Below are 19,188 nucleotides of genomic sequence, written 5' to 3'. Positions count from 1 at the left end.
TTCTTCTCCAACACCACGTTGCGGCCCTTGGGGCCAAGGGTCACTTTCACCGCATCGGCGAGCGCGTCGACACCGCGCAGCATCGCCCGGCGGGCTTCTTCGCTGAACTTGATCTGCTTGGCCATGTCCTACCGCCTCCTGACGAAACCTTGTGTCCAATCACCTGGGGATGGCATGGGATGCCTAGCCACTGTCACTTTTCGATGACGGCGAGCAGGTCGCTCTCCCGGAGGATCAGGAGCTCTTCACCGTCGACCTTCACCTCGGTGCCGGCGTACTTGGAGTAGATCACCCGGTCACCGACCTTGACCTCGAGAGGCACCCGCTTGCCGTCCTCCATGCGGCCGGGGCCGACGGCGATGACCTCACCTTCCTGCGGCTTTTCCTTCGCCGTGTCGGGCAGCACGATGCCGCTGGCGGTCTTCTCTTCGCGCGCCACCGCGCGCACCACCACGCGATCCGCCAGAGGTTTCAAGGTCGTCTTGCTCCCCACCGTGCTCATGTCCGTACCTCCCTTTACAGACGTGTTAGCACTCGAAGGCCTTGAGTGCTAATATCCGATTCCCATCATAGCTACGCAGATATTTGCTTTCAAGTGGAGAGATTTCAAGCGCTCAGGAACGTCGCCGTGTAACGGCGCGCGTATGGGGAAAGATCGCCGAAATCGGCCGGGAACCGGGTTTCATGAATGCAGATGCGGCATGTCCGTACGGGGGCCGGAAAGGGATACGGGTACGTCGCTCGGAAAGGCGAGGCATGTTGCAGATTGGCGGACGCCATCCAACGGGTGGGGGGCGGTGGCAGGGAAGGGGGGACGCGGCGTGCGCCACCCCCGGCCACAGGGTGCGGGCTCAGAACCCGCCGTACTGGGGTTCCTCTTGTTCCAACTGTTGAACGCGCTGCTCCAGCGTGTTGACCAAGGTCTGGGTCTGGTTGGCCGCGTCGGTGTACAACTGCTTCGCCTGTTGGTTTTGCGTCTGCAGGGCGAACTGTTCAAAGCTGGCTTGCGCACTCTTCAATCCGGCGAGGGTCTGTTTGACCTGGCTGGCAACTGTCACGCGGGATTCCCCCTTGTGGAAAGGTTCTCCCGGCTGCGGCGTGACGCGCCGCAGCCGAAGTACGATGTTGATTATGTGACTGGCGCCGGGACCCTATGCGCACGGGCGGCACCCACCTTTCACCATCCTATGGACAGGGCGAATACCGCTTCCAGTCGGGCATGGACCTCATCCGGCGACGCGTGCCACAGCATCACGCCCCCGTATTGACGGGCAATGGACGGGGACCGGTTCACGCTCGCGTGAGCCGGTCCCCGCCCGTTGTCCATGGATGCCGCTGTGCGGTTGAGCCTTCACACCCTCGGCAGGGAGCCGGACAGGTGCTGCTCTGCGAACGCCACCAACCGCTTCGTGATCTCTCCTCCGACCGAACCGTTTTCGCGGGAAGACGTGTCCGCCCCCAATTGGACCCCGAATTCCGCTGCGATCTCGTACTTCATCTGCTCCAGGGCGTTCTTCGCTTGCGGTATCAACTGTTGATTGCGGTTGTTTGGCATAACGGACCTCCTCGCTGGATGGTGGATCTCTCCGTCGGTATTGTCTTCCTCATCGGGTGTCGTTATGCAGCGGCTGCCGGTGTTTCCCGGCCCGGCTCATTTTCGCCTGTCGGCTCTTGACGCGTATGTCATCGCGCATCGCGTCCAGGATGCAGCGCGCGATGGCCGCGTGGCCTTGGTCGTTTGGATGGATGGGGCGGCGGATGGGCGAGATCAGGTCGTCCAAGTGCCCGCTGCGGTATCCGTCAATCCATTCGGCCTCATGGCCGGAGAACGCCCCATGCACGTCGGCCACCGTGAATCCGTGCGCCTTCGCCAGTGTGCAGATGATGTCGTTGAGTTGGTCAATCCCGCCGGACGCAAGAGGAGAGTGCGGCACCGGATTGTAGATGGTGCACAGAACCACCCGCGGGATCCCGGAGCGGGCCATGAGCCTGCACAAGGGGCCGAATGCCTGCGCGAATCCGTGGATGGACCGCGTGACGTGGTCCGGCGAGATGGTCGACAGGGGCGGAGGCAGGTACTGCCGTCGCAACAACCTGCGCAGGTCGTTGCCACCGATCATCACGGTGGCGAAACTCGTCCGCGCCCACAGGGCGCTCGGCAGGGACGACGCGGCGGCCAGCAGGCGTTGCGCGGTCCACAGATGCTGGGCCAGCACGAAGCGTCCCGCCACCCAGCCTTGCCGGGCGGCGTGCCGGTGGACGAGCGCGGCATACGTCCGCTCCGGGCGGGAGGCGTTGTAACCGTATGTGATGGAATCTCCGAGCGCCAGGTACACGTCCCGTGGCATGACCACCCCTCCGGAATCAGTACATGCCAAAGGTGCCGAACCGGGCACCACAGTCGCACAAAAACGGCGTCTGCCGGGGTGCCGCCGGAATGGCGTCAATCCCCCTCGGTGACAGCGGCGGCCTCGAGACGGTGGCCGCCTTGTTGAAGCAGGTACATCTTGTGGTAGAGGCCACCCAGTGCCAGCAGTTCCTGATGCGTGCCTTCCTCGACGATGCGGCCGCGGTGGAGAACCAAAATGCGGTCGGCGTCCTGAATGGTCGACAACCGGTGCGCGATGGCGATGGTGGTCCGGCCCCGCCGCATCTTTGCGAGCGCCGACTGGATGGCCTCCTCTGTCTCCGTGTCGATGCTGGCCGTGGCCTCGTCGAGCACCAGGATCACCGGGTCCCCGGCCATCGTCCGGGCGAAGGACAACAGTTGTCGTTGCCCGGCGGAGAAGGTCGCTCCCCGTTCCCCGACCGTCGTCCGGTAACCCTCGGGGAGGCGTTCGATGAACGGGTGCGCCTGCACGAAGCGGGCGGCGGCCACCGCGTCGGCCTCGCTGACTTCCGGGCGGTGGAGGCGGATGTTCTCCATGACGTCGCCCGTGAACAAGAACGGGTCCTGCAGGACGAGGCCCACTTTGCGCCGCAGCTCCTCGTCCGAAAAGGCCTCCAAGGGCCAGCCGTCGATGGTGATCCGTCCGTGTTTCAGCGGGTAGAACCGCATCAAGAGGTTGACGATGCTGCTCTTGCCGGAACCCGTGTGGCCCACCAGCGCCACCGTCTGGCCGGGCCGAACTTCAAATGAGATGCCATCCAACACGTCCGTCTCCCCGTCATACGAAAAGCGGACGTCCTCGAACCGGATGTGCCCCTCGGTGATGCGCGGTTCGCCATCCCCAGACTTTCCGGGGGCAAACGACGTGTCGTCGAGCAGGTCAAACACCCGCTTGGCCGAGACGATGGCCTGTTGATACAGATTCAGGCGCATCATCATCTGGTTCACCGGTTCGAAAAACCGGTCGAGATAGTTGACGAAGACGTAGAGGACGCCAACTTCGACCGGGCCCGTGAGGGACTGAAGGCCGAACCAGGTCAACACCAGCATCAGCGCCAACGTGTAGATGAGGTCGACGAGCGGACGGAGGAGCCAGCCATTGAGCCGGATGGTTTTGAGACGGGCGAGAAAGTGCGCCTGATTGATCTCCGCAAACGCTCGGCGCATCCGCTCCTCCTGGCCGAGGGCCTGAATCACGTGCATGCCTTGCAGCGACTCGCCGAGCCGGGTGTTCAACTGGCTCAGCCATTCGCGCGTCCGGCGGAACACCGGGCCGCTCAGACGGCCGTACACGGCCATCGCCAGGCCGATGATGGGCGCGAGCAGCAGGCAGAACGCGGCCAAGCGCGCGTCAAGCGCGAACATCGACACGAAGATGCCCGCTAACAATACCGTATTCTGCACGAACGTGGACAGAACGCTGACGAACAGGTCTTTGACCGCCTCGGTGTCGTTGGTGATGCGAGAGATCAGGGCGCCCGCAGGCGTGCGGTCGAAGAAGCTGAGCCCAAGCCCTTGCACGTGATGGAAGACGTCCACCCGCAGCTGCTGCACGATGCGCAGCGCCACCGTCTGAAACAGGACGAGCTGCAGGTAGTTGAGGACCACCGTGGCGATGAGCAGCGCCAGGTATCCTCCGCCGAGGGCCGCCAACGGCCCGGCCGGAAACCGGCGCGGTGTCAAATAGTCGTCGATAAACACCTTCGTCAGGACGGGGTTGATGACGTCGGCGGCCGTCGCCAATCCGAGCAGCGTCAATGCGACGGCCAGGGTCTTCCGATGCGGCTTCGCATACGCCAGCAGGCGCCGGAGCACCGGGCCGGAGCGGGTATCCGTCCGCACGCCGGCCGCGGACGGGCTGCCGTCAGAGGTCACGCTTGCCATGGATGCCCTCCCTCCTCGACCAGCGCCTCCAGCTGTTGACGGGCGTAGGTCTGCGCGTACCAGCCGCCTGCGGCGAGCAGATCCTCATGGCGGCCCATCTCGCGGATGCGCCCGCCTTCGAGGACCACAATCAGGTTGGCATGCTGCACCGCGCTCAACCGGTGAGCGGCGATCACGGTGGTCCGGCCCGCCCGCTGCTCCCGCAGCGCAGCCAGGATGCGCGCCTCGGTGCGCGCGTCCACCGCCGACAGGGCGTCGTCCAACACGAGGATCTCCGCGTCCATCAGCAGCGCGCGGGCGATGGAGATGCGCTGCTTCTGTCCGCCGGAGAGCGTCACGCCTCGCTCACCGACCAGGGTGTCGTAACCGCCCGGGAATCGCCGAATGTCCGCATCCACGTCGGCCATCCGCGCGGCCGCGACGATTTCGTCCCGCCCGGCCTCCGGCTTGGCAAACGCGATGTTCTCCGCGATGGTGGCGGAGAAGAGAAAGTGGTCCTGTGGCACGTAGGCGATGCTGCGGCGCAGGGCACGCAGCGTGACCTGGTAGATGGAGCGCCCTCCGATGGCGATGTCGCCGGCTTCCACGTCGAACTCGCGCAGGAGCAGCCGCAGCAGGGTCGTCTTGCCGCTGCCGGTGCGCCCGACGACGCCGAGCGTGGCGCCGCGCGGCAGGCGGAACCGGACGTCCGACAGGGCGGGTTCCGCGGCACCGGGATACGTAAAGCGCTCGATGCGAACCTCCAGATCTCCTGCGGGCGGGGTGTCGGTGGCGTCCGGGTGGTCCAGGATGTCGACCGGCTCCTCCAGGAGTCGGCGAACGCGATCGTAAGAGGCGCGGCCGCGCTCCACGATGTTGATGAGGAACCCGAAGGCGAGCATCGGCCAGATCAGCTGGCCGAGGTACATGGTGAACGCCGTCAGATCCCCGATGGTCAGTCCGCCGCGCACCACGAAGACCGCCCCGACCGCCACGGCGAGGAAGTAGGACAGTCCCACGATGAGCTGGATGGTCGGGTCAAACAGCGCGTCGATGCGGGCGACCGCCACGTTCCTGGCGACCACTTCCTCGGAAAGTTCGGCAAACGCGCGCCGCTCCGCCGCCTCCTGCCCGAAGGCCTTGATGACGCGGACGCCGCTGATGTTCTCCTGGACCTTGCCGTTGAGGTCCGAAAAAGCCGCCTGCGCCAGCAAAAACCGGTCGTGCAAAAGCAAGCCGTAGCGGCTCGTGGCCCAGGCCATGAACGGCATCGGGATCAGCACCACCAGTGTCAATTTCCAATCAATCGTGAACGCCATGGTGCCGACCACCAGGGCGCCCGTGGTGATGGAGTCCGCCAGCGTGAGAATGCCGTCGCCGGCCGTCTGTTCAATCGCCTGGATGTCATTGGTCGCGTGTGCCATCAGGTCCCCGACGCGGTGTTGCTGGTAAAAACGAGGGGACAATTGCGAATAGTGACGATAGAGTCGATCCCGCAGCAACCGGGCCAGCCGTGCCGAAGAACCGTAGAGCATGCGGCGCCACGCCTGGCGCAGCGCGTACACCACCAGGGCGATGGCCAGCAACAGCGCCAAGTCGCGGAGCAAGAGCGAACCCCGGATGCGCTGGTGGCTGATGTCGTCGACCAGCCCGCCGACGATGCGCGGCGGGATCAGGTTGAGCACCGCCACCGCCGCGAGGATGGAGATCCCGAGCAGATAGCGGTGCCATTCCTGCCGGAAAAACCAGGCCAAATCGAGAAAAATCCGCAAACCAATCCTCCTAGCGTGCCATTTGGAGCAGCGCCTGCTGCAATTCGTTCCACTCCGCCTCGTCCGGGATGTTGGTCAGGCGCTCCTGCCCGTCCGCACCGCGGACCACCTTCAACAGCGCGTAGCGCTCCTCTTCCTCCAGGCTCACCGCCAGCACATACTGGCGATCCCCGACCGTCAGCCGGTCCGACACAAAAAAGGTGTGCACCTGTCCGTGTTCGTCCTGCAACAGGATTTCCTGGGGCGCGGCGCATCCGCACGTATCTTTTCCACATCCGCAAGCCATGGGATCGTCTCCTCTCTCGATTCCTTCTTATCTTACAACAAATCCGGGAGGCGTGGCGAGCCGTCCGGCCGGTCAGAACCGGGAGGCGGAGGCCGCGCGCCGGATGGCGTACAGGTAGAGGGCGACGCCGGTCAATACCAACAGTCCGCCCGCCGCCTGGGGCCAACGCACAGGTTCGCCGAGCAAGAGCGCCGCCAACACGATGGCGCCCACCGGCTCACCGAGGACCGTCACCGAGATGGTCGCCGCGTCGACGAACCGGAGCAGCCAGTTGAAGAGGGCGTGGCCGAACAGGGTGGGGACGACGGCGAGGAGGACGAACCATCCCCAGTCCCGGGCGGAGTAGCCCGTCAGCGGGATTCCCGCTCCAGCGGAGACGACGGTGAGGACCAGCGCCGCGACGGTGAACACGACCACGTTGTAGACGACCGAGGGCAGGCGGGTTCGCACCCCTTGGCCGACCAAGAAGTACCCCGAGACGGCGACGGTGCCGAAGAGGGACAGGAGGTCTCCGTACCAGGCCCCGCCGGCTTGGGATCGATCCCCGAACGGGATGAGCGCCGTTCCCGCCAGCGCCACGGCCACGCTCCACCAGCCCATGGGGGGCGTGCGCTCGCCGAACGCAAGGAAGGCGCCCATCATGACGAACAGCGGCTGGAGCGCCGTGATGATCATGGAGCTGGCCACCGAGGTGGTGTGCAGGGAACCGATCCAAAAGAGAAAGTGCAGGGCGAGACATCCCCCGGAGGCGAGAAGCAGGCCCCAGTCCCGCGGGGACAATGCGGCGAAGGCGCGGCGCTGCCGCCATGCGGCGGGGGACAGCAGGAGGGCGGACAGCCACAGGCGCCAAGCGCCGATGACGGGCGCGGGGGCGCTGCACCATTTGATGAAGATGGCCGAGAACGAGATGGCGATCACGCCGCAGGCGAGGAGGATGGCGGGAGGGACGGGGGCCGTCGCCCGCGCCGCCGTCCCGGAGGCGCCGGACGCGTACGCCTGCCGTGCTTCGTTCGTCACCCGGATCGCCTCCCGTTCGGACGGAGTTGGGTTCATGATGGAGGAAGCCCGGCCGCCGGTCCACGGGACGGCGGCCGGGCTGAGCGGGCGTCTCGGCGGTAGGGAGGGTTCAGTGCTTCAACGCATCGAACACCGGTACCACCGAGCCGTGATAGTGCTGTTCGATGAACTGCCGCACGGTGTCGGACTGGAGCGCCTCGTCGAGCTTCTGGATGGCCGGCTTGTTTTCGTCTCCTTTGCGCACGACGACCACGTTGGCGTAGGTCTTGGCTGCCAGGGAGTCTGCCGATTCCTTGGTCAGGGCCTTGTCGATGGTCAGTCCGGCCTGTACGGCGTAGTTGCCGTTGATCACCGCGTAATCGACGTCCTTGAGGTGGCGCGGGATGGACGCCGCATCCAGCTCGACAATCTGCACGTGGTGCGGATTCGCCGTGATGTCCTGCTTGGTCTCATTGATGGTCAGCGGCTGTTTCAGCGAAATCACCCCGGCGCTCTGGAGCAGCAGCAGGGCGCGCGCCTCATTCGTCGTGTCGTTGGGCACCGCAATCTTCGCGCCGTCCGGGATATTCGACAGCGACGTGCTGCGGCCGGGATACAGGCCGAGCGGCTCGAAGTGAACGGACACGGTGGGCACCAGGTCGGTGTGGTTTTGCTGGTTGTATTCGTTCAGGTAGGGCACGTGCTGGAAAAAGTTCGCGTCCAGGCTGCCCTCCGCCAATGCCCGGTTGGGCTGAACATAATCTTGGAACTCGACCACCTGCAGGTCGATGCCTTCCTTGGCCAAGATCGGTTTGACGGCGTTCAGGATCTCGGCGTGCGGGACAGGGCTGGCGCCGACCTTGAGCACGACCGGTTCCGTTGAGGCGGCCGTCGACTCGTTGGCGGCCGACGGCGTCCCCTGCTGGGAAGCGCCGCAACCGGCGACAAGGGCGGCGGAGGCCAGCAAGGCAGCGGCCCAGCGAACGATGGATGTACGTGGCATGGCGAAAACCCCCTCCGTGGTGTCGATGGTGTGATTCGACCTCCGGGTGTCCCGGAGGGGTGACGAAAAAGCCCCCGTTCCCAGAACGAGGGCGAAGTTTTCCTGACGCCTCTCATCTCTCGGAAACACCTGGGTTCCGCAGGAGTTAGCACCGTGCGCATCGCCGGTGGCACGCGCCGGTTGCCGGGCTTCATCGGGCCAGTCCCTCGACCTTCTCTTGATAAGAGCGAACCTTCACATATGCATTTGTCTGTCCGGAACGGGCCATCGGGCCCGAACCGGTTGCCGCGCGGCGTTATATGGACTCATGCTAGCGGTGAGGCGGACATTTGTCAATAGCTGTGCGAGACTTTCCATGCGAGACTTTCCAGAGTGTGTAAAGTTTCGCGGGTGGTTGACAAACCGATTCCCAGGCGATATGCTCTCGTTTGAGACAACTGAAATCAGCGGGATCTCATCCAGAGCGGCGGAGGGACAGGCCCCATGAAGCCCAGCAACCGGCCTCGAGTCGGTGCCAATTCCTGCGGACCCTGTGTCCGAGAGATGAGAGAAGTGTCGCGTAGACGCGCCCTTCTCGGGCGCTTTTCTGTTTCGCGCGCCCTTCCCGGGCGCGTTTTTACTGGACGGTTTCTGGAATACACGACAGGTCCGCTGCATGGGGGAGGGCAGCCATGTCCGCGATAGAGCTGGAGTCCATTCACAAGGTGTATCAAACTGGCCGCCAGTCCGTGCACGCGCTGCGGGGTGTGACCCTGCGCGTGGAGGAAGGGCAGGTGTACGGCATCATCGGCCAGTCGGGCGCAGGCAAGAGCACGCTCCTGCGCTGCATCAACCTGTTGGAACGTCCCACGGAGGGCACCGTCACCGTGGCGGGCAAGCGCCTGACCGACCTGCCGGCCCGGGCCCTGCAGCGGGAACGGGCTCGCATCGGGATGATCTTTCAGCACTTTCACCTGTTGCAATCGGCCACCGTCGCCGACAACGTCGCCTTCCCCCTGCGGCTGGCGGGGGTGGCGCGCAGACAAGCGCGGGCCCGGGTGGGGGAACTGCTGGAGTTGGTCGGCCTCGGCGGATATGAGCACAAGTATCCTACGCAGCTCTCCGGCGGCCAGAAGCAACGGGTCGCGATTGCCAGGGCGCTGGCCAATCACCCGTCCGTCCTGTTGTGCGACGAGGCGACGAGCGCCCTGGATCCGAACACCACCCGCGCCATCCTCGATCTGTTGCTCGACATCCAGCGGCGTCTCGGGTTGACCATCGTCATGGTGACCCATGAGATGGCGGTGGTCCAGCGCGTGTGCGACCGCGTGGCGGTGATGGATCACGGGCAGGTGGTGGAGGAAGGGCCGTTGACCGAGGTGTTCGTCTCTCCCCGCCACGAGGTCACCCGCTCCTTGCTGGAAGCGGACGACCCGGAACCGGATCAGGTTCGCCCGCGGTCCGGCGGCACGGTGGCGCGCATTGTCTGCGCGGGCGCCGCCGCGGAGGGGCCGTTCCTGAAGGAGGCGGCCGCGCACACGTCGACCCAGTTCACCATCCTCCACGGGAAGGTGGACAGCGTCAAGGATCAGCCGTACGCCCGCCTGACCGTGGAGTGGCTGGGCGAACCGGCGCACGTGCAAGGCGCGTTCCAGTGGCTCCGCGAGCGAGGTTGCCGCGTGGACGTCCGGGACGAGGAGGGATGGCGCGATGCACGCTGATATCGTCTGGCCGGAGATCTGGCAGGCCACCGGAGCCACCTTGTACATGGTCGGGGTGGGCACCCTGCTGTCCACGCTCATCGGGCTGCCCATCGGCATCCTGCTGGTGCTGTTCTCGCCGAACCATCTGTTGGCCAACCGCCCCGTGTACCAAGCGCTGTCGCTCATCGTCAACGTGCTACGGTCGGTGCCGTTCATCATCCTGATGATTGCGCTCATTCCGTTCACGGAGTGGGTGATGGGCACCTCCATCGGCACCACGGCCGCCATTGTGCCGCTGGTGGTCGGCGCCGCGCCGTTTTACGCGCGCCTCGCCGAGACCGCCCTGCGGGAGGTCGATCCCGGTGTGATTGAGGCCGCGCAGGCGATGGGGGCGTCCACCTGGCAGATTGTGTGGTGGGTGCTCCTGCCGGAGGCGAGGGCCGGCGTCCTGTCCGGCATCGTGATCACCGCGGTTGCGCTCGTGAGCTATTCGGCGATGGCGGGCGTGATCGGCGGGGGCGGACTGGGCGACCTGGCGGTGCGGTACGGGTACGACCGCTTCCAAACGGACGTCATGTTGGTTACCATTGTGGTGATGATGGTGTTGGTACAAGTGATGCAGGGCATCGGCGATTGGTGGGTCGCCCGGCTGTCCCGGCGGGGAGGTTGATGGGGTGTTTACGCACATCGTGTTTTTCAAGTTGAAGGATCCGCGGCCGGAGACGGCGGAGCGCCTTCGCCGGCTGATCCTCGACATGCAGGGCAAGATCCCCGAGCTCAAGTCGATTGAGGCCGGTGTCGACGTGCTGCACGAGGCGCGCTCCTATGACCTCGCGCTCATCGCGCGCTTCGATTCGCTGGCCGACATGCAGGCGTACCAGGTACACCCGGTGCATCAGGCGCTGTTGTCCGAGCTGAAGGGGGAGGTGGCCGGATCGGCCGCCGTCGATTTCGAGTCGTAAGGGATCGGACGGGACACGCGCGGCGAAAGAAAAGGGTGCCTCCGCCACGGGGTGTGGCGGAGGCACCCTTTTGTGCGCCCGGCATGGGCGTTGTCTATACGGTGAAAGTCCGGAATGGCGAAGGTAGCAGTAGCCATTAGCTTAAGCCAAGGGTGTCCATCGCGAGGTGGAATCTGAAGGAAGGCGGCGGCAAACCTCCGGCCCGAGGGTCACGAACCCCAATTGAGGCTAGCGACAGTTGGGTAAGTCTGCAAAACAAGACAAAGCCCTTGCTACCGAAGGCTGTCGAGAGTAAATGGGGCGGGTATATGGAGGGAAAGACAACGCTCTTACCCGGGGAGGTCTGCCGGTACGCCAGCAGGTCTGGCAACCATCGTCGTGAGGCGATGCTGAACCGGCAGAAGTCAGCAGAGGTCATAGTACCTGCAAGGAGACGTCCGGGCAGGGAAGGACCGAACATGATTGTGAGGGTTGTCCATGGCAAGTTCGAGAGAGAAGCACAGACAGCCGAAAATCCCGACAGGGAGCTATCCTCAGGAGGAAGTGGTGAATCCACGGGGGACTGAGGAAGCGCCGAGTTTCTCTCCGGCACGACCCAATGGACCAACCCGCGGAGAAGGTCGTATCAACCTGATGGAGCAGGTAGTAGAGCGGGAAAACATGCTCTTGGCCTTGCACCGGGTGGAGGGGGACAAAGGAGCGGCTGGTGTCGACGGAATGGAGGTAAAATCTCTTCGACCATTCCTGAAAGAACACTGGGACCGCATCCGGGAAGAACTTCTTCAGGGGACCTATCGGCCTACGCCTGTACGTCGAGTCGAAATCCCGAAACCGGACGGGGGCGTTCGGTTGTTAGGAATCCCCACCGTGCTCGACCGCCTGATCCAACAGGCCATTCAACAAATTCTCACACCGATCTTTGACCCGGAATTCTCACCATTCAGCTACGGCTTTCGTCCGGGATACAGTGCCCACCAAGCGGTGAACCAGGCGCAGCTGTACATTGCTCGCGGGTACCGGTGGGTAGTGGACATGGATTTGGCGCAGTTCTTTGACCGTGTCAACCATGACATACTCATGGCGCGGGTTGCGCGGAAGGTCGCAGACAAACGGCTGCTCAAGTTGATACGAAAGTATCTGCAGGCAGGCGTCATGATAGGCGGGGTATGCGTGGCCACGGAAGAAGGTACCCCCCAAGGGGGCCCCCTGAGCCCACTTCTCGCCAATATCATGCTGGACGACCTGGACAAGGAACTGATGCGGCGCGGTCACCGATTCGCCAGGTATGCAGATGACTGCAACATCTATGTGCGGAGTCGCCGAGCCGGGGAACGGGTCATGGAAAGTGTTACTGAATTTGTTGAAGGACGATTAAAGCTCAAGGTGAACAGGGAGAAAAGCGCAGTAGACCGACCGTGGAGACGCAAATTCCTCGGGTTCTCGTTTACGCACCACCTTCAGCCAAAGATTCGGGTTGCACCGAAGTCCCTCAAACGCTTCAAGGACAAGGTGCGTACGCTGACGAAGCGCAGCCACAGCCAATCCATGAAGGAACGTATTGATAAGCTCAACGCGTACTTACGTGGATGGAGCGGGTATTACCGTCGGGCTGAAACGCGAAGTGTATTCGCGGAACTGGACGAGTGGATACGCCGCAGACTTCGGATGTGCTTGCTGAAGCAATGGAAGAAGCCCAAAACGAAGCGGAGGAAGCTGGTGGAACTTGGTATATCCGAGGAATGGGCCCGAAATATCAGCGGCTCGCGCAAGGGATACTGGCGCTTGGCATTAAGCCCACAAATGAACAAAGCCCTTGGCCTCGCGTACTGGCGAGAGCAAGGACTCGTGAGCTTGGTCGACCGATACGACGCACTTCGTTCCACAACATGAACCGCCGTATACCGAACGGTACGTACGGTGGTGTGAGAGGACGGGGGCTAGGCGCCCCCTCCTACTCGATTGACGGCGTCAGGAGGGATTTGCGGATTGAATGGAAATGGTGCCGTCATCCGACACCTGGATGGCGGCGGGATCGACCGGCGCGTCCAGGGTTTTGACGAGGCTCGACGTGCCGGAACCGGACGCCGTCCCTGCGTCCGTCGCGTTGCCGGTGGATGCCGGCGCTGCGGGCGGCGCGTACCGGTAGACGGCGGTGGCTTCGCCGCTGTCATTGAGGACGGCGTAGTACAGGTCGTTGTCGACGGCGCGTAACAGCGCCGCGTTGCGCCGGATCAGGGTCAGGCCGGACTTGCTGTTGTAGACCAGGACGTTGTGCGTTCCCTCCGCGAAATCCTGCACGTACAAGTCGTTCGTGGTCTCGCTCACCGCAATCCGATCAATGCGGCGGCCGCCCAGCGGGACCTGCGACATCTCGCTCATGATATTGAAGTGGTACACTTGGTCCGATTGGCTGCTGCCAATCAACACGTAAATGTCGTTGGTCGTATCGCTGAACTCAATGTCTTTGAACGTGGTCGTCGCGTACAGGCGGGTAAACGTCTGGATGAGCCGAACCGTCTGCGTGGAGACGTCGATGGTCGCCAGCGCCAAGCGGTGGTCCGACCCGGCGTCAAACTTCTCGCCCACAAACAGGGCGCTGTCCTGCACCCACTTCAGGTACACGACGGGCGCTTTCATCTGGACGGAAGCCACCTCGTCCGGCTTGCCGAGCTCCACCACGTGCACCTGGTGGCTGTCGTCGGCGTAGGCGGCGTACCGGCCGTCGTCGGAGACGGCGAGCGTCGGGTGGAGTTGCTTGAGCTTGGCCAACTGCTGTTTCGCGCTGTCATCCGGCGGGGACGGCGCTTGGCTCGTCTGACGGTCGCCGGACGGCTGAGCCCCCGCCAAAATGGCGTTGTAATGGTAGAACGTGCCAATCTGCACCGCGGTCACCACCGTGACGAAGGCGAGGATGCGGCGCCCGGTCCTGCGCTGTTTCCGCTCCACGCGCTCACCCCCTGTTCTCGTTCGGCATCACGATGAACGCCGTGGCGACCTTGCGTTCACCGAGGATGTCCACCGGTTGGTTCACCAGTTTCCCGTCATACACCATCGTCGACGAGGAACCTCCGTCGAGGTTCACCGCGATGGTGGCGCCGTACTCGAGCATGATGTCCTGGACGTCCTTCAGAGACGCGCCCAGGTTGTCCGGTCCATGGATGAAGCGGCCGTCGGTGACGACGAAGATGATGGTGCCGTCCGCCGTCTGGCCGATGGCGGTGCGGGGCGCCAAGCCCCAGCCGCCGTCCCCCTGGACCAGGCCCTTGCCGTCGCGCACGAGCACCGGTCCGAAGGAGACCGCCTCCTGCACGTGCAACTGCTTCAACTGGGCGACCGAATAGTTTCCGGCGACGAGCACGCCCTCGTCCGTGATGCCGATCACCGGTTGTTGATACCACTGGCTCTGGTCGTTCCCAATCAGCTTGCCGTCGTGCATCGTGATCCCAAGCGGCATGCCGCCGGTCCCGTGCCAACCCACGTCCTGGAACGCGCCCGCATTGACGCCGGCGATGGCGTGGTTTTCGGCCACCATCTCGGACACCGTCTGCCCGGCCACCCCCAGATCCTTTGTGACCGCCACCTTCACCAGGTTCGGGTTGTGCACCAGCATCACCTTCGCCTGGAAGGTACGTCCGGTGTAGTCGTGGATCTCGATGGAGTTGTCGGTCACATTGCGAAAGTCTTGCGTGACGTTCATGTCCGCGCCGGTGACCCGGGCGTTGGTGTCCAGAATGTGCGGCATGTGCGCCGCGATCTCCGCGTCAGACAGCAAAAACAGGGACAGGGGCTTCAGCAGGTACTGATGTCGCGTCGTCGCCAGGGAATCGATCACGAATCCGCGCAGGGCCGAAAACGGTCCGGCGAAGACCAGCAGTGAGGACGAAACGTATATATACAAAAGCGCCGCGATGCCGGCGACCAGCTTGCGCATGGCTCCTCCTCCCGAAGACCGGGCCGTCCACAACCCATGAATATCGAAGACATTCTACCACATCTTTCGACAGGCTCGCTAGACGGGGCGGGGGCGGCCGTCGCGGCCGCCCCCGGAGAGGAATGGGTTCACTGTCGCATGGGATTGCAGGAATTGCAGACCTGCCGATGCGCGGGGGCCTGCGGCCTCGCCCCGGCTTCACAGGGTGCCGAACAGCCCCTCGCCGACAAAGCTTCCCGGTTGGGTCCCGGGCGGGATGGCGAACACAGCGCTGCCGAAGTGCTCCGTGTACTCGTTGAGCGCATCCTGCTCTTGCAGGCGGCGCAGCACGGGCACGAACTGGCGCTGCAGGTCGCGCTGGAACGAGAGGAAGCACAGGCCCGCGTCGAGGAGGCCGGTCTTCGGGTCGATCCCGGCGACGTACGAATAGCCCCGCCGAAGCAACTGGATGCTGCCGTCACCGCGCGCCAGCCGCACGTGGGCGTCCTGCGGAAGGCGGGCGGGATCGACCGGATCGAACTCGTCGCTGGCGCCAAACGGGGCGCCGCTGTCCTTGCGGCGGCCGAAGGTCTGTTCCTGGTCGTCGAGCGAGGTGCGGTCCCACACCTCCAGGTGCATGCGGATATGGCGGACGGCCAAGTACGTCCCGCCCCGCATCCAGGCGGGACCGTCGGACGGCCCCACCCATACGTGTTGCCGGAGGCCCGCGTCCGTGAGCACCGACCGGTTCGCGGTGCCGTCCTTGAATCCGAACAGGTTGCGCGGCGTCTGATTGCGGTCCGCGCTGCCGGCCGCGGCGCCGGCAGTGCCACCGCCGCCGTCACCTCCGCCTGCGCCGGGCATGCCGAGAAACCCGCGCTGCATCCATCGGATGGCGGCCGCGCCGGCGGCGGCGCGGGTGAGGTTGCGGACGGCGTGAAAGGCCACCTGCGGATCGTCCGCGCAGGCCTGGATCAACAGGTCGCCGCCGCACCAGGCGGGATCGAGCGCTTCACGCGGCATCGGCGGGATGTCCTGCAGGGTGTTCGGCCTGCGGCTCGCCAGTCCAAAACGGTCCACGCCGTCGCGCCGGAACAGCCCGGGCCCGAAGCCGAACGTGAGGGTCAGGCGGGCGGGCGGAAGCCCCAACGCCTCCCCTGTGTCGGCCGGGGGCAGCGCGGTCAGGGAAGAGCTGGCAGGCAGGGGTTGGCCCTGCGTCATGCGCGCCGCGGCCTCGGTCCACGCGCGCAGGAGATCCTTGAGTTCGCCGGCACGGGTCGTGAGCACGTCGTACGCGGCCAACACCAGGTGCGCCTGCTGCGGCGTGGTGATGCCCGCCTGGTGCTCCCCGTAAAACGGTACCACCTGCACTGAGCCCGCCTCGGCCTTGGTCCCGCCGCCGGCCGGACGTGTCTCGGCGCCCCAGCCGATGCGGGCCGCGGCGGCTCCGACGGCGAGGCCGAGGGCACCGGCGGCGCTGGTGCGCAGCATTTGCCGGCGCGTCATGGGCCGGTTCCACCACGGGGTGCGGCCGGCATCTGCACCCTCGGGGGGTGTGTGGGTCGTCGCCATCAGCAATCCTCCTTGCGGGAGGGCGGCCCGCCCTCCCGGTGTCCGATCCTGGTGTCAATCGAGGATCTTGGCGGCCTGCGACAGGGGCTCCGCGGCGGCCTGGATGGCCTGGCTGATCTTCCTCGTGTCGTCGGGCTTCAGCCGGTTGTACGCGACCCATCCGTCGCCCTCCCGGTACGGCTTGAGCGCGTCGTGCAGGGCCGCGAAGCGTGCTTGGATGCGTTGGTTGAGCGCGGGATCGCGGGCCTCGACGAGCGGTTGGATGGCCTGGTAGGCGGCCTCCGACCCGTCGACGTTGGCGGCGAGATCCACCAGGTCCAGGTGCGAATAGCGCTCCTCCTCGCCGGTGATCTTCGAAGTGGCCGCTTCATTCAGCAGCTCCACCGCTCCCGCCACGACTTCGCCCGGCTGGATGGTGCGGGCCTGCACCTGCTCCACGAGCTGCTTCACATCGGCATCGAGCCGGTCGGCGACCGGGCCCATGCCGGCGAGGGACGATTTCACCCACAGGGCCTGCTCCAGCTTGTGGAACCCGCGCCAGGAGGCCGCATCAACGTCCCCTTCGCGTGCGTCAATGTCCGGATCGAGATCCCCGAACGTCTCGGCGATGGGTTCAATTCGCTCGTAATACACCCGCGCCTGCGGGTACAGCGCCTTGGCCTGGGCGATGTTGCCGCTGCGGACCGCGTCGGTGAAGCGCTGCGTGGCCTCGGCCAGTTGCTTGACCTGCTCGACGGTGTACGCGTGGTACCGCTCGGCGGCCTGGGTGAGGCCGGCATCGTCCTTGCTTGCTCCCGGCTTCGCCGCGCTGGCGGCCTGTGCGAGGTCCTGCAGAGCTCCGGAGAGTCCCTGCGCCAACTGCCGCAAGGCTGCGGTGTCGGGTTTGTCCGCCTGGGTCCCGGCGGTCAGCGGGCTCAGGTATTTCTCCACGTTGGCGTACTGAACCGGGAACTTGGGCCGCACGGCGTCCTCGAAGCTGGCCCAGGCGTCGTTGAGCTGTTTCGCCAAGGACTTCAGTTGAGCGGCGTCCCCGCTCTGAAGGGCGTTGTCGAACTGCTGGACCAGGTCCAGCATCGTCTTTGTGCCCTGCGGAATGCCCGCCGCAGCGGCGGCATCCCCGGCCGCGTTCTGGACGGGGGCGGCTGCCTGGTTGGCGGTGCCGGCTCCGGTCCCGCAGCCGGCGAGCGTGAGCAGCGTCAGCACCGTAAGGCTGGCGCGCAACATCGGATGAGGTCGGGTCATGCGGAATCCTCCTGGGGTCTGGCCGTCTGCAGGGCGGGCCTGAATTCAATATGGATCAAACGGCCAATAGATGACTAATTTAATCATGTATTCCACGACGGAAACGTAACAATTTGCATGGACTAAGTAAATATGTTTACGGAAAAGAATTGTGAAGGATTTGTGGCGGCGCCCGGGCATGCTCCATGGCCGCCTTTTGCGAATTCTTCGTCAACCCTTTACAGTGCCTTCACTGGAATTCCACACGGCTCCGCTAGGGTAAAAATGAGCACAAAAACCGGAGGGGTTGCTGTGGACGGAACCATCGGCGTTGTCGGCTTGGGGTACATCGGGCTTCCCTTGGCGCTGTGCCTTTGCGAAAAAGGATACCGAGTCGTGGGGGTGGACATCGACGAGGACAAGGTGAACGAGCTGTGCCACGGACGAACCGCTGTGTCGGAGACGTTTCACGGAGAGACCCTGGAGTCCATCCTGCAACGCCACTTGATGGCGGGCCGATTCATACCGACCACGCACATTTCCGTCGCGGCTTGGGAAGGCAGGGCCTACATCGTCACGGTGGGGGTTCCGGTCGGGCAGGACGGGACGCTGAACGAGACGCCCCTGCTCAGCGCCATGGAACAACTGGGCAGGGTGTTGAAGCCGGGCGATTTGGTGTTGGTCCGCAGCACCGTCGTCCCGGGCATGATGGAAGAAAAGATCATTCCCCGGTTGCGCGAGGCCAGCCATATGACACCGGGGGTCGACTTTCACGTGGCGTACGCCCCCGAGCGGGTCGCAGAAGGGCGGGCAATCCACGAATTTCAGACGCTCGACGTGGTGCTCGCAGGTCTGACCCCGCAGTGCACAGCCAAGGCGGCCGAATTGCTCTCCCGGTTGACGGCGGGCAAGATTCATGTGACGGACCTCCGGACGGCCCAGTTGACCAAGGTCATCGAAAACGTGCAACGAGACGTGAACATCGCGTTGGCGCACCAGCTCAAAGAGATCGCGGAGCACCATGGCGTGGATGTGTACGAGTTGATTGGGCTGGCGAACACGCATCCGCGGGTGCGTCTTCTCGAGCCAGGCATCGGCGTCGGCGGCTACTGCATCCCGAATGCCTACGCCTACCTGGCTGCGTCCGTGCCTGCGGACCGCGCATTGCCGCTCCTGCAGTTGGCGCGCCGCATCAACGAAACCGCGCCGGCCCGCATGGTCGAGCGATTGGCGGTGCAACTCACCGCGCTCGGCAGGCGCTTGGAGGCGTGCACCATTGCTATCCTCGGCCTCGGGATGAAGGACGGATCGAACGACGTCCGCCACAGTCCGGCGTTGGCGTGCGCGGAGCACCTGCTGCGGCGGGGCGCGGTGGTCCGCGCGTTCGATCCGACCGTGCCGATGCAATACCCGTTCCAAGTCTCCACCTTGGAATCCTGCCTGTACGGGGCGGACGGGGTGATTGTCGAGAAGATCCTCGCGGAGGCCGACCTGCGCCCCGCGTGATCCGGCGCGCGTTCCCCGGCGGGGCG

20 protein-coding genes and 2 riboswitches are annotated in these 19,188 nt (G+C 64.7%); of the genes, 6 read left to right on the top strand and 14 right to left on the bottom strand.

Annotation, left to right across the window (positions count from 1 at the left end; genetic code table 11):
- The 10 genes from BM357_RS20255 to BM357_RS09730 form a co-directional block, all read right to left on the bottom strand.
- Nucleotides 1-125 (bottom strand): hypothetical protein (locus BM357_RS20255; protein WP_245783931.1); only part of this gene is annotated, 125 nt, incomplete at its 3' end.
- Nucleotides 126-193: 68 nt separating this feature from the next.
- On the bottom strand, nt 194-502 hold the full coding sequence (gene groES, locus BM357_RS09770) for a co-chaperone GroES (RefSeq protein ID WP_074952276.1): 309 nt from the start codon (nt 500-502) through the stop codon (nt 194-196).
- A 349-nt stretch (nt 503-851) separates the two neighbouring features.
- Entirely contained in the window at nt 852-1,058 is a 207-nt protein-coding gene (locus BM357_RS09765; protein ID WP_074952273.1) for a DUF1657 domain-containing protein, read from the bottom strand.
- A 293-nt stretch (nt 1,059-1,351) separates the two neighbouring features.
- Nucleotides 1,352-1,555 carry an alpha/beta-type small acid-soluble spore protein gene (locus tag BM357_RS09760; RefSeq protein WP_074952270.1) on the bottom strand — a complete coding sequence of 68 codons (204 nt, stop codon included), beginning with the start codon at nt 1,553-1,555 and terminating at the stop codon, nt 1,352-1,354.
- A gap of 49 nt (nt 1,556-1,604) precedes the next feature.
- Nucleotides 1,605-2,348, bottom strand: coding sequence for an SGNH/GDSL hydrolase family protein (locus BM357_RS09755; RefSeq protein ID WP_074952266.1), 744 nt, complete (start codon nt 2,346-2,348; stop codon nt 1,605-1,607).
- Nucleotides 2,349-2,443: 95 nt separating this feature from the next.
- A complete protein-coding gene (locus BM357_RS09750; protein ID WP_083430367.1) occupies nt 2,444-4,273 on the bottom strand; it encodes an ABC transporter ATP-binding protein in 1,830 nt (609 codons plus the stop codon).
- Nucleotides 4,261-6,024: an ABC transporter transmembrane domain-containing protein gene (locus BM357_RS09745; RefSeq protein WP_074952262.1), complete on the bottom strand. Its 1,764-nt coding sequence runs from the start codon at nt 6,022-6,024 to the stop codon at nt 4,261-4,263. The genes BM357_RS09750 and BM357_RS09745 overlap by 13 nt, the downstream gene beginning before the upstream one ends.
- Before the next feature lie 10 nt (nt 6,025-6,034).
- Nucleotides 6,035-6,310, bottom strand: coding sequence for a DUF1292 domain-containing protein (locus BM357_RS09740; protein WP_074952259.1), 276 nt, complete (start codon nt 6,308-6,310; stop codon nt 6,035-6,037).
- A 72-nt stretch (nt 6,311-6,382) separates the two neighbouring features.
- Nucleotides 6,383-7,327, bottom strand: a complete 945-nt coding sequence (locus BM357_RS09735) for a DMT family transporter (protein WP_245783929.1) — start codon at nt 7,325-7,327, stop codon at nt 6,383-6,385.
- 109 nt (nt 7,328-7,436) lie between these two features.
- Nucleotides 7,437-8,309, bottom strand: coding sequence for a MetQ/NlpA family ABC transporter substrate-binding protein (locus BM357_RS09730; RefSeq protein ID WP_074952256.1), 873 nt, complete (start codon nt 8,307-8,309; stop codon nt 7,437-7,439).
- Nucleotides 8,310-8,418: 109 nt separating this feature from the next.
- Nucleotides 8,419-8,536: riboswitch (SAM riboswitch) on the bottom strand.
- A 224-nt stretch (nt 8,537-8,760) separates the two neighbouring features.
- Nucleotides 8,761-8,859, top strand: a riboswitch (SAM riboswitch).
- A gap of 121 nt (nt 8,860-8,980) precedes the next feature.
- On the opposite strand from BM357_RS09730, the gene BM357_RS09725 reads away from it, so the two are divergent.
- The 5 genes from BM357_RS09725 (at nt 8,981) to ltrA (ending at nt 12,843) form a co-directional block, all read left to right on the top strand.
- Nucleotides 8,981-10,009 carry a methionine ABC transporter ATP-binding protein gene (locus tag BM357_RS09725; protein WP_074952253.1) on the top strand — a complete coding sequence of 343 codons (1,029 nt, stop codon included), beginning with the start codon at nt 8,981-8,983 and terminating at the stop codon, nt 10,007-10,009.
- The gene (locus tag BM357_RS09720; RefSeq protein ID WP_074952250.1) at nt 9,999-10,661 is read left to right on the top strand and encodes a methionine ABC transporter permease; all 663 of its coding nucleotides are present in this window, start codon (nt 9,999-10,001) and stop codon (nt 10,659-10,661) included. The genes BM357_RS09725 and BM357_RS09720 overlap by 11 nt, the downstream gene beginning before the upstream one ends.
- A 4-nt stretch (nt 10,662-10,665) precedes the next feature.
- Nucleotides 10,666-10,953 (top strand): Dabb family protein, encoded by a 288-nt coding sequence (locus tag BM357_RS09715; protein ID WP_074952247.1) that lies wholly within the window; start codon nt 10,666-10,668, stop codon nt 10,951-10,953.
- A 308-nt stretch (nt 10,954-11,261) separates the two neighbouring features.
- Nucleotides 11,262-11,519, top strand: coding sequence for a hypothetical protein (locus tag BM357_RS19850; protein ID WP_175511493.1), 258 nt, complete (start codon nt 11,262-11,264; stop codon nt 11,517-11,519).
- Nucleotides 11,520-11,586: 67 nt separating this feature from the next.
- Nucleotides 11,587-12,843, top strand: coding sequence for a group II intron reverse transcriptase/maturase (gene ltrA, locus BM357_RS09705; protein ID WP_074952245.1), 1,257 nt, complete (start codon nt 11,587-11,589; stop codon nt 12,841-12,843).
- 78 nt (nt 12,844-12,921) lie between these two features.
- Here the strand turns inward: ltrA and BM357_RS09700 are convergent, their stop codons facing one another.
- From BM357_RS09700 to efeO, 4 genes are all read right to left on the bottom strand, one after another.
- A complete protein-coding gene (locus BM357_RS09700) occupies nt 12,922-13,899 on the bottom strand; it encodes a hypothetical protein (protein ID WP_074952242.1) in 978 nt (325 codons plus the stop codon).
- Nucleotides 13,900-13,903: 4 nt separating this feature from the next.
- Nucleotides 13,904-14,884 (bottom strand): phosphodiester glycosidase family protein, encoded by a 981-nt coding sequence (locus BM357_RS09695; protein WP_074952239.1) that lies wholly within the window; start codon nt 14,882-14,884, stop codon nt 13,904-13,906.
- A 198-nt stretch (nt 14,885-15,082) separates the two neighbouring features.
- Entirely contained in the window at nt 15,083-16,435 is a 1,353-nt protein-coding gene (efeB, locus tag BM357_RS09690; protein ID WP_083430364.1) for an iron uptake transporter deferrochelatase/peroxidase subunit, read from the bottom strand.
- A gap of 54 nt (nt 16,436-16,489) precedes the next feature.
- Complete coding sequence (efeO, locus tag BM357_RS09685; protein WP_083430363.1) at nt 16,490-17,677, bottom strand: iron uptake system protein EfeO; 1,188 nt, start codon at nt 17,675-17,677, stop codon at nt 16,490-16,492.
- 291 nt (nt 17,678-17,968) lie between these two features.
- On the opposite strand from efeO, the gene BM357_RS09680 reads away from it, so the two are divergent.
- Nucleotides 17,969-19,162 carry a nucleotide sugar dehydrogenase gene (locus BM357_RS09680; RefSeq protein ID WP_074952237.1) on the top strand — a complete coding sequence of 398 codons (1,194 nt, stop codon included), beginning with the start codon at nt 17,969-17,971 and terminating at the stop codon, nt 19,160-19,162.
- Nucleotides 19,163-19,188 lie beyond the last annotated feature (26 nt).

Origin of the sequence: Paenalicyclobacillus macrosporangiidus (assembly GCF_900116805.1) — a bacterium.
Classification (GTDB): domain Bacteria; phylum Bacillota; class Bacilli; order Alicyclobacillales; family Alicyclobacillaceae; genus Alicyclobacillus_H; species Alicyclobacillus_H macrosporangiidus.
This window is presented reverse-complemented; position numbering and strand designations above follow the sequence as displayed.

Coding starts and splice junctions, on each gene's coding strand:
- BM357_RS09695 (WP_074952239.1), bottom strand. CDS start 14,884: ATGCGCAAGCTGGTCGCCGGCATCGCGGCGCTTTTGTATATATACGTT.
- groES (WP_074952276.1), bottom strand. CDS start 502: ATGAGCACGGTGGGGAGCAAGACGACCTTGAAACCTCTGGCGGATCGC.
- BM357_RS09750 (WP_083430367.1), bottom strand. CDS start 4,273: ATGGCAAGCGTGACCTCTGACGGCAGCCCGTCCGCGGCCGGCGTGCGG.
- ltrA (WP_074952245.1), top strand. CDS start 11,587: ATGGAGCAGGTAGTAGAGCGGGAAAACATGCTCTTGGCCTTGCACCGG.
- BM357_RS09740 (WP_074952259.1), bottom strand. CDS start 6,310: ATGGCTTGCGGATGTGGAAAAGATACGTGCGGATGCGCCGCGCCCCAG.
- BM357_RS19850 (WP_175511493.1), top strand. CDS start 11,262: ATGGAGGGAAAGACAACGCTCTTACCCGGGGAGGTCTGCCGGTACGCC.
- BM357_RS09760 (WP_074952270.1), bottom strand. CDS start 1,555: ATGCCAAACAACCGCAATCAACAGTTGATACCGCAAGCGAAGAACGCC.
- efeO (WP_083430363.1), bottom strand. CDS start 17,677: ATGACCCGACCTCATCCGATGTTGCGCGCCAGCCTTACGGTGCTGACG.
- BM357_RS09720 (WP_074952250.1), top strand. CDS start 9,999: ATGCACGCTGATATCGTCTGGCCGGAGATCTGGCAGGCCACCGGAGCC.
- BM357_RS09755 (WP_074952266.1), bottom strand. CDS start 2,348: ATGCCACGGGACGTGTACCTGGCGCTCGGAGATTCCATCACATACGGT.
- BM357_RS09730 (WP_074952256.1), bottom strand. CDS start 8,309: ATGCCACGTACATCCATCGTTCGCTGGGCCGCTGCCTTGCTGGCCTCC.
- BM357_RS09725 (WP_074952253.1), top strand. CDS start 8,981: ATGTCCGCGATAGAGCTGGAGTCCATTCACAAGGTGTATCAAACTGGC.
- efeB (WP_083430364.1), bottom strand. CDS start 16,435: ATGGCGACGACCCACACACCCCCCGAGGGTGCAGATGCCGGCCGCACC.